This window comes from Stenotrophomonas sp. Ste86, assembly GCF_024519465.1.
In the GTDB taxonomy this organism is placed as follows: domain Bacteria; phylum Pseudomonadota; class Gammaproteobacteria; order Xanthomonadales; family Xanthomonadaceae; genus Stenotrophomonas.
In genome coordinates this window covers 87798-104734 of the sequence record NZ_JALJRW010000007.1, presented here as the reverse complement: position 1 = coordinate 104734, position 16937 = coordinate 87798, and the positions used below count along the sequence as shown (strand labels likewise).

14 protein-coding genes and 1 pseudogene are annotated in these 16937 nt (G+C 67.5%); 10 read left to right on the top strand and 5 right to left on the bottom strand.

Annotation, left to right across the window (positions count from 1 at the left end; all coding sequences use genetic code 11):
• Positions 1-20: 20 nt before the first annotated feature.
• Entirely contained in the window at positions 21-2789 is a 2769-nt protein-coding gene (locus NR101_RS09125) for a valine--tRNA ligase (protein WP_256775351.1), read from the top strand.
• 334 nt (positions 2790-3123) lie between these two features.
• Positions 3124-3948: a DMT family transporter gene (locus NR101_RS09120; protein WP_256775350.1), complete on the top strand. Its 825-nt coding sequence runs from the start codon at positions 3124-3126 to the stop codon at positions 3946-3948.
• A gap of 205 nt (positions 3949-4153) precedes the next feature.
• Here the strand turns inward: NR101_RS09120 and rimI are convergent, their stop codons facing one another.
• From rimI to pssA, 3 genes are read right to left on the bottom strand one after another with little or no spacing between them, the layout of a single operon-like run.
• Complete coding sequence (gene rimI / locus NR101_RS09115) at positions 4154-4651, bottom strand: ribosomal protein S18-alanine N-acetyltransferase (RefSeq protein WP_256775349.1); 498 nt, start codon at positions 4649-4651, stop codon at positions 4154-4156.
• Positions 4648-5133, bottom strand: coding sequence for a hypothetical protein (locus NR101_RS09110; RefSeq protein WP_256775348.1), 486 nt, complete (start codon positions 5131-5133; stop codon positions 4648-4650). Before NR101_RS09110 ends, rimI begins: the two co-directional genes overlap by 4 nt.
• Complete coding sequence (gene pssA / locus NR101_RS09105) at positions 5130-5909, bottom strand: CDP-diacylglycerol--serine O-phosphatidyltransferase (protein ID WP_256775347.1); 780 nt, start codon at positions 5907-5909, stop codon at positions 5130-5132. The genes NR101_RS09110 and pssA overlap by 4 nt, the downstream gene beginning before the upstream one ends.
• A 160-nt stretch (positions 5910-6069) precedes the next feature.
• Between pssA and NR101_RS09100 the strand changes: the two genes are divergently transcribed.
• The 3 genes and pseudogenes from NR101_RS09100 to NR101_RS09090 form a co-directional block, all read left to right on the top strand.
• On the top strand, positions 6070-6450 hold the full coding sequence (locus NR101_RS09100; protein ID WP_256775346.1) for a DUF4124 domain-containing protein: 381 nt from the start codon (positions 6070-6072) through the stop codon (positions 6448-6450).
• 112 nt (positions 6451-6562) lie between these two features.
• Positions 6563-8254, top strand: coding sequence for a proline--tRNA ligase (locus NR101_RS09095; RefSeq protein ID WP_256775345.1), 1692 nt, complete (start codon positions 6563-6565; stop codon positions 8252-8254).
• Between the two features lie 167 nt (positions 8255-8421).
• A pseudogene (locus NR101_RS09090) lies at positions 8422-8793 on the top strand (H-NS histone family protein); the annotation flags it as partial.
• A 501-nt stretch (positions 8794-9294) separates the two neighbouring features.
• Here NR101_RS09090 and NR101_RS09085 read toward each other — a convergent pair.
• Entirely contained in the window at positions 9295-10554 is a 1260-nt protein-coding gene (locus NR101_RS09085; RefSeq protein WP_256775344.1) for a threonine/serine exporter, read from the bottom strand.
• Between the two features lie 102 nt (positions 10555-10656).
• Here NR101_RS09085 and NR101_RS09080 point away from each other — a divergent pair, with 102 nt between their 5' ends.
• From NR101_RS09080 to NR101_RS09065, 4 genes are read left to right on the top strand one after another with little or no spacing between them, the layout of a single operon-like run.
• A complete protein-coding gene (locus NR101_RS09080) occupies positions 10657-11769 on the top strand; it encodes an MlaE family lipid ABC transporter permease subunit (protein ID WP_256775343.1) in 1113 nt (370 codons plus the stop codon).
• A 3-nt stretch (positions 11770-11772) separates the two neighbouring features.
• Positions 11773-12603, top strand: coding sequence for an ABC transporter ATP-binding protein (locus tag NR101_RS09075; RefSeq protein WP_256775342.1), 831 nt, complete (start codon positions 11773-11775; stop codon positions 12601-12603).
• Between the two features lie 3 nt (positions 12604-12606).
• Positions 12607-13533 carry an MlaD family protein gene (locus NR101_RS09070; protein ID WP_121042588.1) on the top strand — a complete coding sequence of 309 codons (927 nt, stop codon included), beginning with the start codon at positions 12607-12609 and terminating at the stop codon, positions 13531-13533.
• Positions 13530-14204: an ABC-type transport auxiliary lipoprotein family protein gene (locus tag NR101_RS09065; RefSeq protein ID WP_256775341.1), complete on the top strand. Its 675-nt coding sequence runs from the start codon at positions 13530-13532 to the stop codon at positions 14202-14204. Before NR101_RS09070 ends, NR101_RS09065 begins: the two co-directional genes overlap by 4 nt.
• On the opposite strand, the gene NR101_RS09060 is transcribed toward NR101_RS09065, so the two are convergent.
• Positions 14167-14757 (bottom strand): alpha-ketoglutarate-dependent dioxygenase AlkB, encoded by a 591-nt coding sequence (locus NR101_RS09060; RefSeq protein WP_256775340.1) that lies wholly within the window; start codon positions 14755-14757, stop codon positions 14167-14169. The two genes, NR101_RS09065 and NR101_RS09060, sit on opposite strands and share 38 nt — an antisense overlap.
• Before the next feature lie 117 nt (positions 14758-14874).
• On the opposite strand from NR101_RS09060, the gene NR101_RS09055 reads away from it, so the two are divergent.
• The gene (locus NR101_RS09055) at positions 14875-16935 is read left to right on the top strand and encodes a glycoside hydrolase family 99-like domain-containing protein (RefSeq protein ID WP_256775402.1); all 2061 of its coding nucleotides are present in this window, start codon (positions 14875-14877) and stop codon (positions 16933-16935) included.
• Positions 16936-16937: the final 2 nt, after the last annotated feature.

Here is a 16937-nt window from a genome sequence, read left to right as displayed (position 1 = left end):
TCTTCGATCCTGGTTCCCGCATGACCCAACTCGCCCCCAGCTACGACCCCAAATCCTTTGAAACCGAGTTGTACGACTCGTGGGAGAAGGCCGGCCATTTCAAGCCGTCCGGCAAGGGCGAGCCGTACACCATCCTGCTGCCGCCGCCGAACGTGACCGGCACGCTGCACATGGGCCATGCCTTCCAGCAGACCCTGATGGACGCGCTGGTGCGCTATCACCGCATGCGCGGCTACGACACGTTGTGGCAGGTGGGAACCGACCACGCCGGCATTGCCACCGAGATGGTGGTCAGCCGCAACCTGGCGCTGGCCGGCCAGGGCGAGACCCGCGATTCGCTGGGCCGCGAGGGTTTCATCGAGAAGGTGTGGGAATGGAAGGCGCAGTCCGGTGACACCATCGAGCGCCAGATGCGCCGCCTGGGCACCTCCAGCGACTGGTCGCGCAGCACCTTCACCATGGACCCGCAGCCGTCCGAGGCAGTGATCGAAGCCTTCGTGCGCTGGCACGAGCAGGGCCTGATCTACCGTGGGCAGCGCCTGGTCAACTGGGACCCGGTGCTGAAGACGGCCATTTCCGACCTGGAAGTGGAAAGCGTGGAAGAAGACGGTTTCCTGTGGTCGATCAGCTACCCGCTGGCCGATGGCAGCGGCACCCTGACCGTGGCCACCACGCGTCCGGAAACCATGCTGGGCGACACCGCGGTCATGGTGCACCCCGAAGACGAACGCTATGCGCACCTGATCGGCAAGATGGTGAAGCTGCCGCTGACCGACCGCGAGATTCCGGTGATCGCCGATGACTATGTCGACCGTGCGTTCGGCACCGGCGTGGTCAAGGTCACCCCGGCGCACGACTTCAACGATTACCAGGTCGGCGTGCGCCACAACCTGCCGATGATCAACCTGTTCACCCCGACGGCGGCGATCAACGACAACGCCCCGGAAAAATATCGCGGGCTGGACCGTTACGAAGCGCGCAAGGTGATTCTGGCCGAGCTCGAAGACCTCGGCATCCTGGTCGAAACCAAGGCGCACAAGCTGCAGGTGCCGCGGGGCGATCGTACCCAGCAGGTGATCGAGCCGTACCTGACCGACCAGTGGTTCGTGAAGATGGACGTGCTGGCCAAGCGCGGCCTGGAGCTGGTGGAGAACGGGTCGATCCAGTTCGTGCCGGCCAACTGGATCAACACCTACCGCCACTGGATGGAGAACATCCAGGACTGGTGCATCAGCCGCCAGCTGTGGTGGGGCCATCGCATCCCGGCGTGGTTCGACGAGGCGGGCAACTGCTATGTCGGCCGCGACGAAGCCGAGGCACGCGCGAAGAACAACCTTGCCGCCGATGTCGCCCTGCACCAGGACAGCGACGTGCTGGAGACCTGGTTCTCCTCGCAGCTGTGGCCGTTCTCCACCCTGGGCTGGCCGAACGAGCAGGCGATGGACGCGCGCGGTTTCGAGCGCTACCTGCCCTCGGCGGTGCTGGTCACCGGCTTTGACATCATCTTCTTCTGGGTGGCCCGCATGATCATGGCCACCGACAGCTTCACCGGGAAGATTCCGTTCAAGGACATCTACATGACCGGCCTGATCCGCGATGCGCAGGGTCAGAAGATGTCCAAGTCCAAGGGCAACGTGCTCGATCCGTTGGACATCATCGACGGCATCTCGCTCGAGGACCTGATCGCCAAGCGCACCACCGGGCTGATGAAGCCCAAGGACGCGCCGAAGATCGAGAAGGCCACCCGCCGCGAATTCCCCGAGGGCATCATCGCCCACGGTGCCGATGCGCTGCGCTTCACCATCGCCGCCCTGGCCACCCACGGCCGCGACATCAAGTTCGACATGAGCCGCGCCGAGGGCTACAAGAACTTCTGCAACAAGCTGTGGAACGCCAGCCGCTTCACCCTGATGAACACCGAGGGCAGCAGCTTCACCGGCGTGCCGCAGCCGCGCACCGATGCCGAGCGCTGGATCCTGTCGCGGCTGGCGGCGGTGTCGACCGAGGCGCAGACGCACTACGCCAACTACCGCTTCGACCTGCTCGCGCAGTGCCTGTACGAGTTCGCCTGGAACGAGTTCTGCGACTGGTTCCTGGAACTGACCAAGCCGGCGCTCAACGGTGCCGATGCCGACGATGCCAACAGCACCCGCCACACCCTGCTGTACGTGCTCGAAGCGCTGCTGCGCCTGCTGCACCCGCTGACCCCGTTCGTCACCGAGCAGCTGTGGCGCCAGGTCGCTCCGCGCCTGGGCATCACCGAGGACACCCTCTCGCTGCGTCCGTACCCGACCGCCGAGGAGTTCGCCGGGGATTTCGCCCGCGCCGAGGCCGACGTGGAATGGGTGAAGTCGATGGTCAACGCGCTGCGCCGCGTGCGCAGCGAATTGAACGTGCCGCCGTCCAAGCAGGTCAGCCTGCTGCTGCAGGGGGGCAACGACGACGACCGCGCGCGCATGACCCGCTTCACCTCCTCGCTGTCCTTCCTGCTCAAGCTGGAGCGCATCGAGTGGCTGGCCAACGGCAGTGACACCCCGCCGGCCGCAGCCGCGATCGTGGGCGATCTGACCTTGCTGGTGCCACTGGAGGGCTTGGTCGACCTGGGCGCCGAACGCGCACGCCTGGACAAGGAAATCGCCCGGGTGGAGTCGGAGAAGGAAAAGAGCGAGACCAAGCTGGCCAAGTTCACCGACAAGGTACCGGCGGCCGTGGTCGAACAGGAGCGTGTGCGCCTGGTCGAATGGACCGCCCAGCTGGACGGCCTGCGCGGACAGCGCGCGAAGCTGTAATCGCCGGGAAGCCACCCGGATACCGGAACACGGCGTGGGTTGGAGGTAGAGCCACCCCATGGGTGGCTGCTCTCCGTGGCGGGTTACGTGCAGCCACCCGTGGGGTGGCTCTACCCGGGTTACGTGCAGCCACCCGTGGGGTGGCTCTACCCGGGTTACGTGCAGCCACCCGTGGGGTGGCTCTACCCGGGTTACGTGCAGCCACCCATGGGGTGGCTCTACCCGGGTTACGTGCAGTCACCCGTGGGGTGGCTCTACCGCGGCGATGTTGGGCGCCACCGCGCATCTGCGGCATCATGCGGGTTCGTCCACGCAATGATTGCCTGCCGACACGATGTCGCTCTCCATCTTCTGCATCGTGCTGTTCGCCGCGCTGCTGCATGCCAGCTGGAACGCCATCGTCAAACGCGGCGCCGACACGCTGCTGACCACGATCCTGGTCACCGGCTCGGCGGCGATCCTCGCTGCGATCGGCCTGCCGTTCCTGCCCGCCCCCGCAGCGCAGAGTTGGCCGTGGCTTGCCGCGTCCACCGCGTTGCAGGTCATCTACTACGTACTGGTCGCCCGCACTTACCGGCTGACCGACATGAGCGCGTCCTACCCGCTGATGCGAGGCTGCGCGCCGATCCTGGTCGCGGTGGTGGGCACGTTGTTTATCGACGAGCGTCTGGCATGGATCGCCTGGGCCGGCATCGCGCTTATCTGCGCCGGCATCCTGTGCATGACGCGTGGCATCTCACGCCAGCACCTGTGGCTGCCACTGCTCAACGCCGGCGTCATTGCCACCTACACCCTGGTGGATGCCTGGGGCGCGCGTCACTCCGGTGCGGCGCTGAGCTACACGCTGTGGCTGTTCCTGTTGTCGGGCCTCCCGTTGCCGATCTGGGCGCTGTGCACGCGTGCCGCGGCGCTGCGCACGTATGCGCGTGCCAACTGGCAGTACGGAGTGGTCGGCGGCGTCGGCACTCTCACCTCCTACGCGCTGGCGCTATGGGCGATGACGGTCGCCCCGGTGGCGATGATTTCCGCCCTGCGCGAAACCTCGATCCTGTTCGGCATCCTGATCTCGGCGTTCATCCTGCATGAGCGGGTCACCCGGCAGCGCTGGATCGCGGCGGGCTTGATCGTGCTGGGTGCGGCGGTGTTGCGGCTCGCTTGACGCACACGATGCACCCACGGCCCAGCGCCAGACGCAGAGGTGGCCAGGGAAGGCAATGATGGTAGAGCCGAGCCATGCTCGGCTGCCGCAGCGCAGCTGCGGCAAACCGGTCGAGTGGATCACGGCGGACCGAGTGGGTCACGGGGGAGCAGCCGAGCATGGCTCGGCTCTACCGGGTTCGTGTCGGCCTCCGATGTCCGTACCGTTACAGCGGCGGCATCGTCTGGATATCGTCGTCCACCAGTTCCATCGCCATCACCAGCGCGTCCTCGCGTCCTTCGCGGGCCGGGTAATAGCGCGGGCGGCGGCCGATTTCGTTGAAGCCTTCGCTGTGGTACAGCGCCACCGCCGGCGTATTGGAGGGTCGCACTTCGAGGAACACGCGCTGCGCGCCCTGGTCGCGGGCCAGCTTGACCAGCGCGCGGAACAGATAGCGCCCCAGGCCGCGCGACTGATTCTGCGTGTCGACACAGACGTTGAGCACGTGCGCCTCGTCGGCGGCGATGCTCAGTACGCCATAGCCGACCAGCACGCCGTCGTCTTCCAGTGCCAGCGCCGGGTAGCCGGCGCGCAGGCAGTCCACGAAGATGCCGCGGGTCCACGGGAAGGGATAGCCGCGCAGCTCGATCGGCATCACCGCATCGATGTCCGCCTCGCGCAGCGCGCGCAGGGACAGCGGACGGGGTGAGCTGACCGCGCTCACGCACGGCCCCGCTTGCGCAGGGCCCGCAAGTGCGGCCACAGCGCGCGCTTGGCAGCGGCATTGCCGCGCAGTTCCTCCAGGTTCCAGCCGGCCATCAACACCTGCGTTTCCGGTTCGGACGGATTGCAGCCGGATGCCCTCAGCAGCGCGATCTGCAGCCGGTCGGGCATGCGCACTGCCGGACGGCGTCCGGCTGGCGCGCGCTCGCGTACCGGGCCGGCCACCGGTGCGGGCGCGTCGACCCGGGTCGGGGCGCTGCGCCGCGGCGGCGGCGCCACCTCGGCCGGTGCCTGCGCGGCATCCGGGGCCGGCGCGGCGACACGTGCCGCTGGCGGGACCGGGGCAGCGGCGACCACGCTCAATTCAACCGGTGCCGCGGGCACGTCTTCGATCTGCCCGTCGACAAACACCGTGTAGCCCATCGCCTGCAGCCACGACTGCTGCGCCGGGGACCACAGTGGCGGCAGGCCGATATCGCTCACGCGCGCGGCTCGGCCGTCTTGCGGGCGCGCTGCCACAGCCAGTAACCCGGCCCGGACAAGGCGTAGACAATGCCCACCGCGAACAGCACGCGCGGCAGGTCGATGACCATGATGGCGATGGCGATCGGCACCAGGGCCAGCGCCAGGAACGGCACGCGGTCCGAGCGCGGCCCCTTCTCGCCGCTGCCCTTGAAGCTCCAGAAGCGGATCCGGCTGACCATCAGCAGGGCGGCCACCAGGGTCACCCCCAGCGCGACATAGCGCAGCTGGTTGCCGTCCCAGCCCAGGTTGCCATCGGCGAACGCCCAGACGAAGGACATCATCAACCCGGCGGCCGCCGGGCTGGCCAGTCCGATGAACCAGCGCTTGTCGACCACGCTGACCTGGGTGTTGAAGCGGGCCAGGCGCAGCGCGGCGCAGGCCGCATACAGGAACGCCACTGCCCAGCCGACCCGGCCCAGCACCGGGTCGTCGAATTTCAGCCACGACAGCGACCAGTGGTACATCACCAGCGCCGGGGCCATGCCGAAACTGACCAGGTCGGCCAGCGAGTCGTACTGCACGCCGAATTCACTGCTGGTGCCGGTCAGGCGGGCGACGCGGCCGTCCAGGCCGTCCATGACCGCCGCCACGAACACGGCGATGGCGGCATTGACGAAGTCGCCGTTGGCCGCCGCGATGATCGCGTAGAAGCCGGCAAACAGGCCGGCGGTGGTGAACAGGTTGGGCAGCAGGTAAATACTGCGCGAGCGCGGCGGGGGTTTCATCTGATCCATACCGGCCAGTTTAGTGGGTGTGGCGGGCTTTGGGGCGGCCCGGCCGCCGGCCGCCCCGGCGACCGCTGCCACCGCCCGGCCTCCCGCCTGTCGCCGCCGGCTTGCCAGCGCCGGGCCAGGATGCTGCAATCGGCGCCCTGACCTTGATGCCGGAGTTGCCATGCGTGCCCTGCCCTCTGTGTGCTGCCTGCTGCTGCTCGCCAGTGCCTCGGCCAGTGCCGGGACCGTCTACAAGTGGAAGGATGCCAACGGCGTCACCCAGTATTCGGAGAAGGCCCCGACCGGGCAGAAGTACGAATCGCGCCAGGTCGAGGGCCGTGATCCGGTCGCCCGCGCGGCCCCGGCGGCGGCGGCGCCGGCCGAATCCAGCGAGTGCATTACCGCGCGCAGCAACCTGACCCTGCTCAACGGCAAGGGCGCGGTCATGCAGGACACCAACGGCGACGGCAAGGCCGACACCGCCCTCACCGACGAACAGCGCGGCGCGCAGAAGAACCTGGCGGACGCGGCCATCAAGGCGTACTGCAAGCCGGCCGGCTGAGTCACGCCAACCCCGGCTCGGCGGGCCCCTGCGGCCTACGCCGCAGCCGTGATGGGCAGGGGAGCGGCTGGGCTGGCAGAATATCGACTTCTGCCGTTCAGCGAAGCCGACGATGCGCCTCTCCCAGTTCCACCTGCACACCACCAAGGAAACCCCCAGCGACGCGGAGCTCACCAGCCACCGCTTGATGCTGCGCGCGGGCATGATCCGCAAGCTGGCCTCGGGGCTGTACACCTGGTCGCCGCTGGGCCTGCGCGTGCTGCGCAAGGTCGAGCGCATCGTGCGCGAGGAAATGGAACGGGCCGGCGCGATCGAATTCCAGATCCCGACCATCCAGCCCAAGGAACTGTGGGAAGCCACCGGGCGTTGGGAGAAGTTCGGTCCGCAGCTGCTGAAGATCAAGGACCGCAAGGAGCAGGTGTTCTGCTACAGCCCCACCGCCGAAGAGGCTGCGGCCGATTTCGCGCGCCAGGAGCTGTCCAGCTACAAGCAGCTGCCGGTCAATTTCTTCCAGATCCAGACCAAGTTCCGCGATGAAATCCGACCGCGCTTCGGGGTGATGCGTTCGCGCGAGTTCCTGATGAAGGACGCCTACTCCTTCCACCTGCACGATGACTGCCTGGTGCGCGAGTACGAGAACATGAAGGCGGCCTACAGCCGCATCTTCACCCGCCTGGGCCTGGACTTCCGCATGGTGCAGGCCGACTCGGGCGCGATCGGTGGCGATGCCTCGCAGGAATTCCACGTGATCGCCGATTCCGGCGAAGACGCGCTGGTGTTCTCCACCGGCTCGGAATACGCAGCCAACATGGAAGCGGCGATCGCCGCCGCCCCCGGCGCGCGTCCGGCGGCCAGCGAAGCACAGCGCAAGGTTGAAACGCCCACCCAGAAGACCTGCGAAGCTGTTGCGGCGCTGCTTGGGCTGGGCCTGGAGCGCACCGTGAAATCGATCGCGATCATGAGCGAAGGCGGTTTCGTGCTGGCGCTGGTGCGCGGCGACCATGAGGTCAACGAAATCAAGCTGGGCAAGGTCGCCGGTCTGCAGGGCTACCGCATGGCGGGCGAGGCGGAGATCGCGGCGCACCTGGGCAGCGAGCCGGGCTTCCTGGGCCCGCTCAACCCGGCCCAGCCGATCCGCATCGTCGCCGACCGCGATGTCGCGGCGCTGGCCGACTTCGTGATCGGCGCCAACGAGACCGGCTTCCACATCGCCGGCGTCAACTGGGGCCGCGACCTGCCCGAGCCGGAAGTGGCCGATATCCGCAATGCGAAGGAAGGCGACCGCGCCGCCGACGGCGGTGAGCTGAAAATCGCACGCGGCATCGAAGTGGGCCACGTGTTCCAGCTCGGCCGTCAGTATGCACAGGCGCTCAAGGCCACCGTGCTGGATGAGAACGGCAAGGCGGCGGTGATGGCGATGGGCTGCTACGGCATCGGCATCTCGCGCATCGTCGCGGCCGCGATCGAGCAGAACCACGACGAGGCCGGCATCATCTGGCCGGCGGCGATGGCACCGTGGCAGGTGGTGGTGTGCATCATCAACCCCAAGCAGGACGAAGCGGTGGCCACCGCCGCAGCCGAGCTGCTGGCGCAGTTGCAGGCCGCCGGGCTGGATGCGGCGCTGGACGACCGCGGCCTGCGTCCGGGGCAGATGTTTGCGGACATGGAACTGATCGGCGTGCCGCACCGGGTGGTGGTATCCGAACGCGGCCTGGCTGCCGGCACCTACGAGTACGGGTCGCGCAGCGCAAGCGAGGCCGAGAGCCTGGACCGCGATGCCCTGCTCGCGCGCCTGACGGGTTGATCGAAAACAGCAGCACAAAGAGAGCCGGGGGAATATCCCGGCTTTTCTTTTTGCCCGGACGATTGAATATGCCGGTTAACTCTGTGCAGCATCCCGCCGGATATGTATGCTGTCGCGCAAGCCAAGGACTGGCCGACCCCGTCCTTAATTAGATTCCGGAGCAGTTGATGAGCATTGACCTGAGTGGCCTGTCCGCCAAAGAGCTGGGCGCCCTGATCAAGAACGCCAAGAAACAACAGACCATCGTGGCCAAGCGCCCGGCGGTGACCAAGGTGCGTACCCAGCTGACCAAGCTGGCCAAGGCGCACGGTTATTCGATCGAGGAAGTGTTCGGTGGCGCCGCCCCGGCCCGCGGCCGCGCCGCCAAGGCGACCAAGGCCCCGGCCAAGAAGGCCGTGCGCAAGCTGGGCAAGGTGGCACCGAAATACCGCAACCCGGCCAACCCGAAGGAAACCTGGACCGGCCGTGGCAAGCAGCCGCGCTGGCTGGCCGCGCTGACCACCAAGGGCAAGAAGGTCGAAGAGTTCCTGATCAAGAAGTAATGGTTTCCGGTTTCATCGGAAACTGAAACGGAAAACGCCGGCTGCGATGCCGGCGTTTTTTTTGGGCTGCGCGAACGACAGTTGCCAGAGCATTGCAGGATCAACGACTGGCGCGTGCTTTCCCCTGCCGGCTTGGGCGGGTACGGGTGGGTTGGCGGGACACGCCGTAAATACGTCCGTGTAGGCTCCCAAGCCGCATCCATGCGGCTTGAGGGTCCCGCCAACCCACCCGCACCCACACTTTGACAGTGTGCTGGTGCGCAACGAAAAGCGGCCACCAAGCGCTTTTTCGCCCCTGTCTTTTCCATGGCCCCCGACCCACTGTGGAGGGCGGGGATGTGTGGGTTTGCGGGACCGTGTGCGGCAGGGATGCCGTACACGAGCGCCCATGGATGGGTTTACGGCGCGTCCCGCGAACCTGCACATCCCCGCCCAGCCAAGGGACAAGCGGCACTGCGCTTTGACGCTTCTGCAAGAAACGCCAAACGCCACTACCCCTCAGAGATTCTTCCGCGCCGGAATCAACAGATTGCCAAACAGCAACCCGGCCACCAGCGCCATCACCACGTTGAGCACGGTCATCAACACCGTCTGCCCGGCACTCATGTCCTGCTGCTGCACGAGCGTGAGCACCCCGCGCAGACTGGTGCTGCCGGGCACCAGCATGATGATGCCCGGCAGGCGGATGATTGCGCCCGGGCGCTGTGCCAGACGACCGAACAGATTGCCCGCAGCAGTCATCAACATCGCCGACATGAAAATGCCCGCCGGCAGCCCCCACGCCTGACCGGCGAATTTGGAAATCGCATACCCGGCCACCGAGGCCGCCATCACCCACGGATAATCACGGCGGTTGGCCTTGAACAGCATCGCGAAGGCGAACGCGGCCACCAGCAACGCGCTCCATTCCACCCAGTCGGCCTGCGGCCGCGACGCCCGCACGTGCGGCTCCAGCCCGATGATCCCCGACAGCGTCACCGCGATCACCGCGCCCACCGTCAGTTTCAGGATCGTGGTGATCGCCCCGGCAAACCGCGCCGTTCCCGACACCCAGTGCTGGCTCGCCAGCTCATTGACCGCATTGGTCAGCGACATCCCCGGCAGCATCACCACCAGCGAGGCGATGATGACCGTATTGAGATTCAGTGGCCCCAGGAACGAGGCCACCAGCGCCGCCACCGTACCGGCCACCAGTGCCGCCAGCGCCTCGCTGGCCTCGCGGCTGGCCGGGCGACGATCGGTATACAGCGTCATGACCCCGATCAGCAGCCCGATCATCCCGGCCGTGGCGATATCCAGCCACGGCAGTTTCCACAGCCCGGCCACGCCAGCCGCGCCCAGGCTGTAGGACAGGATCATGCGGATCTTGCCGCGCCGGCCCGGATCCTTGTCCAGCGGCCGCAACGCCGTATGGCCCTGGGCAATGCTCATGGTGCCGTTGGCCACCGCATCGGTGATCTGGTCGGCGATGCTGAGTTTATGCAGGTCGTTTTCACCCGGCGCCAGGCGGATCACGCGGGTGATATCCGACGAGCCGATCGCCTTGGTCGGATCGCTGAAACTCAGGATCAGCCCGGTCGGGTTCGACCACGGCTCGCAGTCCAGGTCCAGCCGCTGCGCCAGCGCGACCACCGCTGCCTCCAGCCGCTGCGCGGTGGTGCCGTAACTGTGCAGGCGCCCGGCCATCTCGCACACGAACGCAACGCGCTGCGCATAGGTGGCCTGGGGGGTGGGAAGGGGGGCGGTATCGGCAGACATGCTTCGTAGTATTACCCGAAGGCCGCCCCGGCTGAACAATCATGTCGCAGCGCACACACTTGGTGTGGACACGGACAAGGTATGCTGCGCGCAGGACGCCCCATGACGCCAAGCCAAGCCCCCCATCTCGAACAGGACGCGCAGGATCCCGGACTTGTCCGGCTCTCCGGCCACTGGACCCTGCACACCGCGCTGGACGCGGCCGAAGTGCTGCGCGGCATTCCCGACGGGCTGACCGGCATCGATGCCAGTGGCATCACCGTGCTCGACTCCGCCGGGGTATTGCAATTGCTGCGGGTGGCCCGTCGCGCCGACCTTGGCGAGCATGCGGTCAGCTTCCGCGACGAACACCGCGCACTGGTCTCCACCATCGAAGAAGTCGCCGATGACCGTCCGCGCGCCAAACGCGATTTCGGCGTACTGGCCGCGCTCGAGCGGTTGGGCGTCAGCGTGCATGGGATGGGCCACAACATCGTGGCGCTGGCCAGTTTCCTCGGCGAGAACCTGGTCAAGGGCGCGCGCCTGATCAAGGAACCGCGCCGTTTCCGTCTCACCGCCACGGTGGCGCAGATGGAACAGGTCGGGCTGGACGCGGTGCCGCTGGTGGCGCTGCTGTCGTATCTGGTCGGTGCGGTGATCGCCTTCCTCGGCTCGACCATCCTGCGCGACTTCGGCGCGGAAATTTATGTAGTTGAGCTGGTCAACATCGCCTTCCTGCGCGAGTTCGCCGTGCTGCTGACCGCCATCGTGCTGGCCGGGCGCACCGCCAGCGCCTTCACCGCGCAGATCGGTGCGATGAAGGCGCGCGAGGAAATCGACGCGATGCGCACCCTCGGCCTGGACCCGATCGACCTGCTGGTGTTGCCGCGCCTGGTTGCGCTGTTGATCACCCTGCCGCTGCTGACCTTCATTGCGATGGTGGCCGGCCTGGCCGGTGGCATCACCGTGGGTGCGTTCGACCTGGGCATCCCGCCGCAGATGTACATCGCGCGGATGCACGAGACCATGGAAGTGCGCAACATGTTGGTGGGGCTGTCCAAGGCGCCGGTGTTCGCACTGGTGATCGGCCTGATCGGCTGCCTGGAAGGCCTGAAGGTCGAAGGCACCGCGCAGTCGGTCGGTGAGCGCACCACCTCCAGCGTGGTGCAGGCCATTTCGCTGGTGATCATCCTCGACGCGTTCGCCGCGTTGTGGTTCATGAAGATGGGCTGGTAAGCGATGGCCACCGATACCGCCGCCCTGGCCACGACCGACGACACCACCGGCGACGACGCGGGTCTGGCCATCCGCGTGCGCGGGCTGACCAACCGCTTCGGCGCGCAGACCGTGCATGACAACCTCGACCTGGACGTGCGCCGCGGCGAAATTCTCGGCGTGGTCGGTGGCTCGGGTACCGGCAAGTCGGTGCTGATGCGCAGCATCCTGGGCCTGCGCGTTCCCGATGCGGGCCAGATCGAGGTGCTGGGCGTGGATGCGCGCTCGGACAATCCGGACAACCGCCTGCATATCGAACGCAACACCGGCGTGCTGTTCCAGGATGGCGCGCTGTTCTCCTCGCTGACCGTAGGCGAGAACGTGCAGGTGCCGCTGAAGGAACACCACCGCGAACTGCCCGAGCGCTGGCATTACGAGCTGGCCCTGCTCAAGGTGAAACTGGCCGGGCTGCCCGCCGATGCGATCAACAAGCTGCCCTCGCAGCTGTCCGGCGGCATGCGCAAGCGCGCCGGCCTGGCCCGTGCGCTGGCGCTGGACCCGCCGCTGCTGTTCCTGGACGAGCCCACCGCCGGCCTTGACCCGATTGGCGCGGCCGCCTTCGACCGGCTGATCAAGACCCTGCAGGAAGCGCTGGGGCTGACCGTGCTGCTGATCACACACGATCTGGACACGCTGTATGCGATCTGTGACCGGGTGGCGGTGCTGGCCGACCAGAAGGTGATCGCCAATGCCCCGTTGCACGAGATCGAACAACTGGACCACCCGTGGATCCAGGAATATTTCCACGGACCACGCGCGCGCGCTGCGCGCGATGCAAAGCACGAGAGCGAGTAAGCCATGGAAACCAAAGCCAATTACGTTCTGATCGGCGCGTTCACCCTGGTGGTGGGACTGGCGCTGCTGGCCTTCGGCCTGTGGGCCGCCAAGTACTCCTCCGACCGCACCTGGACCGAGTACCGGGTGGTGTTCCGCGAGGCGGTCACCGGCCTGTCGGTCGGCAGCCCGGTGCAGTACAACGGCATCGCGGTCGGCTCGATCACCGAACTGAACCTGGTGCCGGACGATCCGCGCCAGGTGGTCGCGCGGATCCGCCTGAACTCCAATACCCCGGTCAAGACCGACACCCGCGCCAAGCTGGCCATCACCAGCCTGACCGGGCCGTCGATCATCCAGCTCAGCGGCGGCACGCCCCAGTCCGCCGCGCTGACCGCGGTGAACAAGGACCCGGCCCCGATCATCCCGACCACCCCGTCGGCGCTGCAGAACATCACCGACGTGGCCAACCGCATCGTCGAGCGCATGGACCAGGTGCTCAGCGACCGCAACGTGGCCAGCATCAACGCCACGTTGGCCAACCTTGAGACCATCAGCGGCGGCCTGGCCGACCGCGACCAGGGCACCCAGGCGCTGCTGCTCAGCGCGCGCGATGCCGCGCGCAGCCTGGATGTCACCCTGAAAAGCACCAACGGCACCATCCAGCGCCTGGACAAGAACCTGGTGCAGCAGCTGCCGCCGATCCTGGACAAGCTGGAAACCACCCTGTCCAAGCTGGATTCTGCCGCTGGCAACGCCGATTCGATCCTCGGCGAGAACCGCGCGGCGATCAACAGCTTCGCCAATGACGGCCTGGCCCAGCTGGGCCCGACCCTGACCGAGCTGCGCGGGCTGATCCGCGACCTGCGCCGGGTCAGCGACCGCCTCGACAACAACCCGGCACGCTATCTGCTGGGCCGTGACGCGCCCAAGGAGTTCGAACCCAAATGAGCCGCCCGACCCTTCCCCGATTCCTCCTGCCGGTCGCCCTGATCGCCGCCCTGGGTGGCTGCTCGCTGCTGGGCAGCAATGAACGCAGCGCGGTGACCATCTATTCGCCGATCGTGCGCATCCAGGCCGATCCCGGCTGGCCGAAGGTCGACTGGCAGCTGATCGTGGTCAAGCCCAGTGCCGCGCGCGTGGTCGACAGCCCGCGCATCAACGTCCGCCCCTCGCCGTCCGAGCTGGAGGTGTACAAGGGCGTGAGCTGGGCGCAGCCGGCCACCGACATGCTCGATGACGCGCTGGTGCGCGGTTTCGAGGATTCCGGCCGCATCGCCGGCGTCGCCCGGGCCACCACCGGCATCCGCGCCGACTACAAGCTGGCCCTGGACGTACGTCGTTTCGAGGCCGATTACCGCGGCCAGGCCACGCCGGCCGCGCTGATCGAGGTCAACGCCAAACTGATCCATGTGGTCGACCAGAGGGTGGTGGCCGACCGCACGTTCCGCCAGGAGCAGCCGGTGCCGAGCACCGCCACCGCCGATGTCGCGCGCGCGTTCGAACAGAGCCTGCAGACCCTGACCACCGAGCTGGTCGGCTGGACGCTGGTGACCGGCCAGGCCGACTACCAGCAGGCGCAGGTCATGCCGACCCGGCTGCGTCAATCCAGCGGAAGGTGAGGTTGAGGCGCTCGGCCAGCGGCCGCGCGCTTTTCGGCAGGGCATGCTGGTAATGGCGTTGGGTCTGCCCGCCCATCAGCAGCAGGTCGCCGTGCCCCAGCGTCACCTCGGCCTTGCGCGCATGGTCCTCGCGCCGCCGCAGCAGGAAACGACGCTCGGCGCCCAGGCTCAGTGAGGCGATCAGGGGCGTCGGCCCGAGTTCGGGCTCGTTGTCACTGTGCCAGCCCATGCCATCGTCGCCATCGCGGTAGCGGTTGAGCAGCACGCTGTTGAAAGCCGTGCCGCAGAACGCTGCCAGCCGCTCGCGCAGCGGCAGCAACGCCGGATGCCACGGCGCTGGCACGAAGTCGGTGCCCGAATAGCGATAGCGCGCGGCCGGGTCGCCCATCCAGCAGCTCAGCCGCGGCGAATCGACCTGGCGCCCGAACATGCGGATGCGGTGGATCTCCCACGGCACGTCCTCGCGCAGGGTGCGCTGCAGGGCGTCGGCGTCGGTGGCGGGGAGCCAGTGGCGGTGCCAGTGGACCTGGGCGTCGGGAAGGTGGAGATCCATCGGCGAACGCTAGCACGCCCGCATTTGCCGGTGCGCGGGCAAAGCCCGAGAATGGCCCACCCGTTGTAGTGTTGGAGCCTGCATGCCTGCTGTCGTTTTCCCTTGGGCCCAGGCCCGTTGCGCGTGACCACGCTCAAGGCCAGGCTGCGTCAGGCGGTCTTCGTCGCGCTGCGCGCCGGATTCCGGGCCCTGCCGCTGTCCGATGGGCAGCGTGATCGGCTTCGCGCCCGCTTCCTGCGCGACCATGGCGACTGGGTGCCGCCACCGCCACGCGGCCGCATCGATGCCGCCGCCGGGCAGGTGCATCGCCCCGTGCTGCGCGCCGATGAAGCCGCGATCGGCTACGTGTCCCATCGCGTCGATACCCTTCCCGCGCCGCTGCCCGCCACGCTGGTGGCGTTCTACCTGCCCCAGTTCCACCCCTTCACCGAGAACGATGCGTGGTGGGGCAAGGGCTTCACCGAGTGGCGTAACGTGACCCGCGCCCTGCCCCAGTTCGAGGGGCACATCCAGCCGCGCCTGCCCGCCGACCTGGGCTTCTACGACCTGCGCAACCCGCAGGTGATGCGCGACCAGGCGCAGCTGGCCCGCGAATACGGCGTCGGCGCGTTCTGCTTCTATTACTACTGGTTCAGCGGCACCACGCTGATGGAGGCGCCGCTGCGCCAGTGGCTGGCCGACGACAGCATCGATCTTCCGTTCTGCCTGTGCTGGGCCAATGAAAACTGGGCACGGCGCTGGGACGGCCGCGACGAAGACATCCTGATCGGCCAGCAGCACAGTGCCGAGGACGACCTGGCCTTCATCGCCCATGTCGCCGACTACCTGCGCGATCGCCGCGCCTTGAAGGTGGACGGCAAGCCGATGCTGCTGGTCTACCGCCCGCACCTGCTGCCCGATGCACGCGCCACCGCCCAGCGTTGGCGGCAGTGGTGCCTGGACAACGGCATCGGCGAGATCCACCTGGCCTACGTGCAGGGCTTCGAGCGTCCGGATCCGCGCGACATCGGCTTCGACGCCGCCGTCGAGTTCCCGCCGAACATGAGCAACCCGCGCGCGTTGACTGCCGACCAGTTCCTGATCAATCCCGAGTTCCACGGCGATGTTCGCGACTGGCGCGAACTGGCAGCTGAGATCGCCGCACGACCGCTGCCGTCCTACACGCTATACCCCGGGGTAAATCCAGGCTGGGACAACGAAGCGCGCCGCTCCGGCAAGGGCCGCGTCTACCTGCACGCCTCGCCGCGTGGGTATGGCGATTGGCTGTCGACCACCGTGCACACGCGCCTGGCCGCCGCGCCGGCCAACCAGCGCCTGGTGTTCATCAACGCCTGGAACGAGTGGGCCGAAGGCGCAGTGCTGGAGCCGGATGCACGGCTGGGGCATGCGTATCTGGAGGCGACGCGGAAGGCGCTGCAGGCGCCGACGGCCGGCACGGCCGCGGTGCGACCGTGCGTGGTGATTCACGCCTGGCACATGCCGGAATTGGCGACACTTCTCGATCAGCTCAAGACGAGCACGTTGGCGTGCCGCCTGGTCATCACCACCGCACCGGAGCATCGCACCGCGGTGGACGCCGCGCTGCGGCAGGCCGAGCTGCGCGGGGAGGTGCTGGTCTACCCCAACCATGGCCGCGACATCCTGCCCTTCCTCCAGGTCGCCGAGCTGCTGGTTGGGCAGGGCGAGGACGTGGTGCTCAAACTGCATACCAAGCGCTCCACGCACATGCAGCAAGGCGCGCAGTGGCGCGATGAAATGCTGCGGCAGCTGCTGCTCGATGGCCACGCCGCACAGGCCGTGGAGGCCTTCGGCCACGACCCGTCGCTGGGCCTGCTGGCACCGCGAGGCCACCTGCTGCCGGTCCGCGACTTCATCGGTGCCAACGCACCGGCGCTGGCTCGATTGCAGGCCAGGCTTGGCCTGTCAGTGGCGCCCCTGGACGCGCCCTTCAGCGCTGGCAGCATGTTCTGGGTACGGCTGGCGGCACTGCGCCCGCTGTTGGACGCGCACCTGTACCGCAGCATGTTCGAACCCGAGCAAGCACAGATCGACGGCACGGCGGCGCATGCGATCGAGCGCCTGCTGGGTGCGGTGTGCATGCATGCCGGCTTTACGTTGGACAGCCTTGGCAAGGGCGAATCGGACGCAGGCCGGTACGCCTACGCCAAGCGCGGGTGAGG

What these genes read in the sequence shown, in the direction of transcription:
- NR101_RS09125 (WP_256775351.1), top strand. Translation starts at nt 21, where the DNA reads ATGACCCAACTCGCCCCCAGCTACGACCCCAAATCCTTTGAAACCGAG.
- NR101_RS09120 (WP_256775350.1), top strand. Translation starts at nt 3,124, where the DNA reads ATGTCGCTCTCCATCTTCTGCATCGTGCTGTTCGCCGCGCTGCTGCAT.
- pssA (WP_256775347.1), bottom strand. Translation starts at nt 5,909, where the DNA reads ATGGATCAGATGAAACCCCCGCCGCGCTCGCGCAGTATTTACCTGCTG.
- NR101_RS09100 (WP_256775346.1), top strand. Translation starts at nt 6,070, where the DNA reads ATGCGTGCCCTGCCCTCTGTGTGCTGCCTGCTGCTGCTCGCCAGTGCC.
- NR101_RS09095 (WP_256775345.1), top strand. Translation starts at nt 6,563, where the DNA reads ATGCGCCTCTCCCAGTTCCACCTGCACACCACCAAGGAAACCCCCAGC.
- NR101_RS09085 (WP_256775344.1), bottom strand. Translation starts at nt 10,554, where the DNA reads ATGTCTGCCGATACCGCCCCCCTTCCCACCCCCCAGGCCACCTATGCG.
- NR101_RS09080 (WP_256775343.1), top strand. Translation starts at nt 10,657, where the DNA reads ATGACGCCAAGCCAAGCCCCCCATCTCGAACAGGACGCGCAGGATCCC.
- NR101_RS09075 (WP_256775342.1), top strand. Translation starts at nt 11,773, where the DNA reads ATGGCCACCGATACCGCCGCCCTGGCCACGACCGACGACACCACCGGC.
- NR101_RS09070 (WP_121042588.1), top strand. Translation starts at nt 12,607, where the DNA reads ATGGAAACCAAAGCCAATTACGTTCTGATCGGCGCGTTCACCCTGGTG.
- NR101_RS09065 (WP_256775341.1), top strand. Translation starts at nt 13,530, where the DNA reads ATGAGCCGCCCGACCCTTCCCCGATTCCTCCTGCCGGTCGCCCTGATC.
- NR101_RS09060 (WP_256775340.1), bottom strand. Translation starts at nt 14,757, where the DNA reads ATGGATCTCCACCTTCCCGACGCCCAGGTCCACTGGCACCGCCACTGG.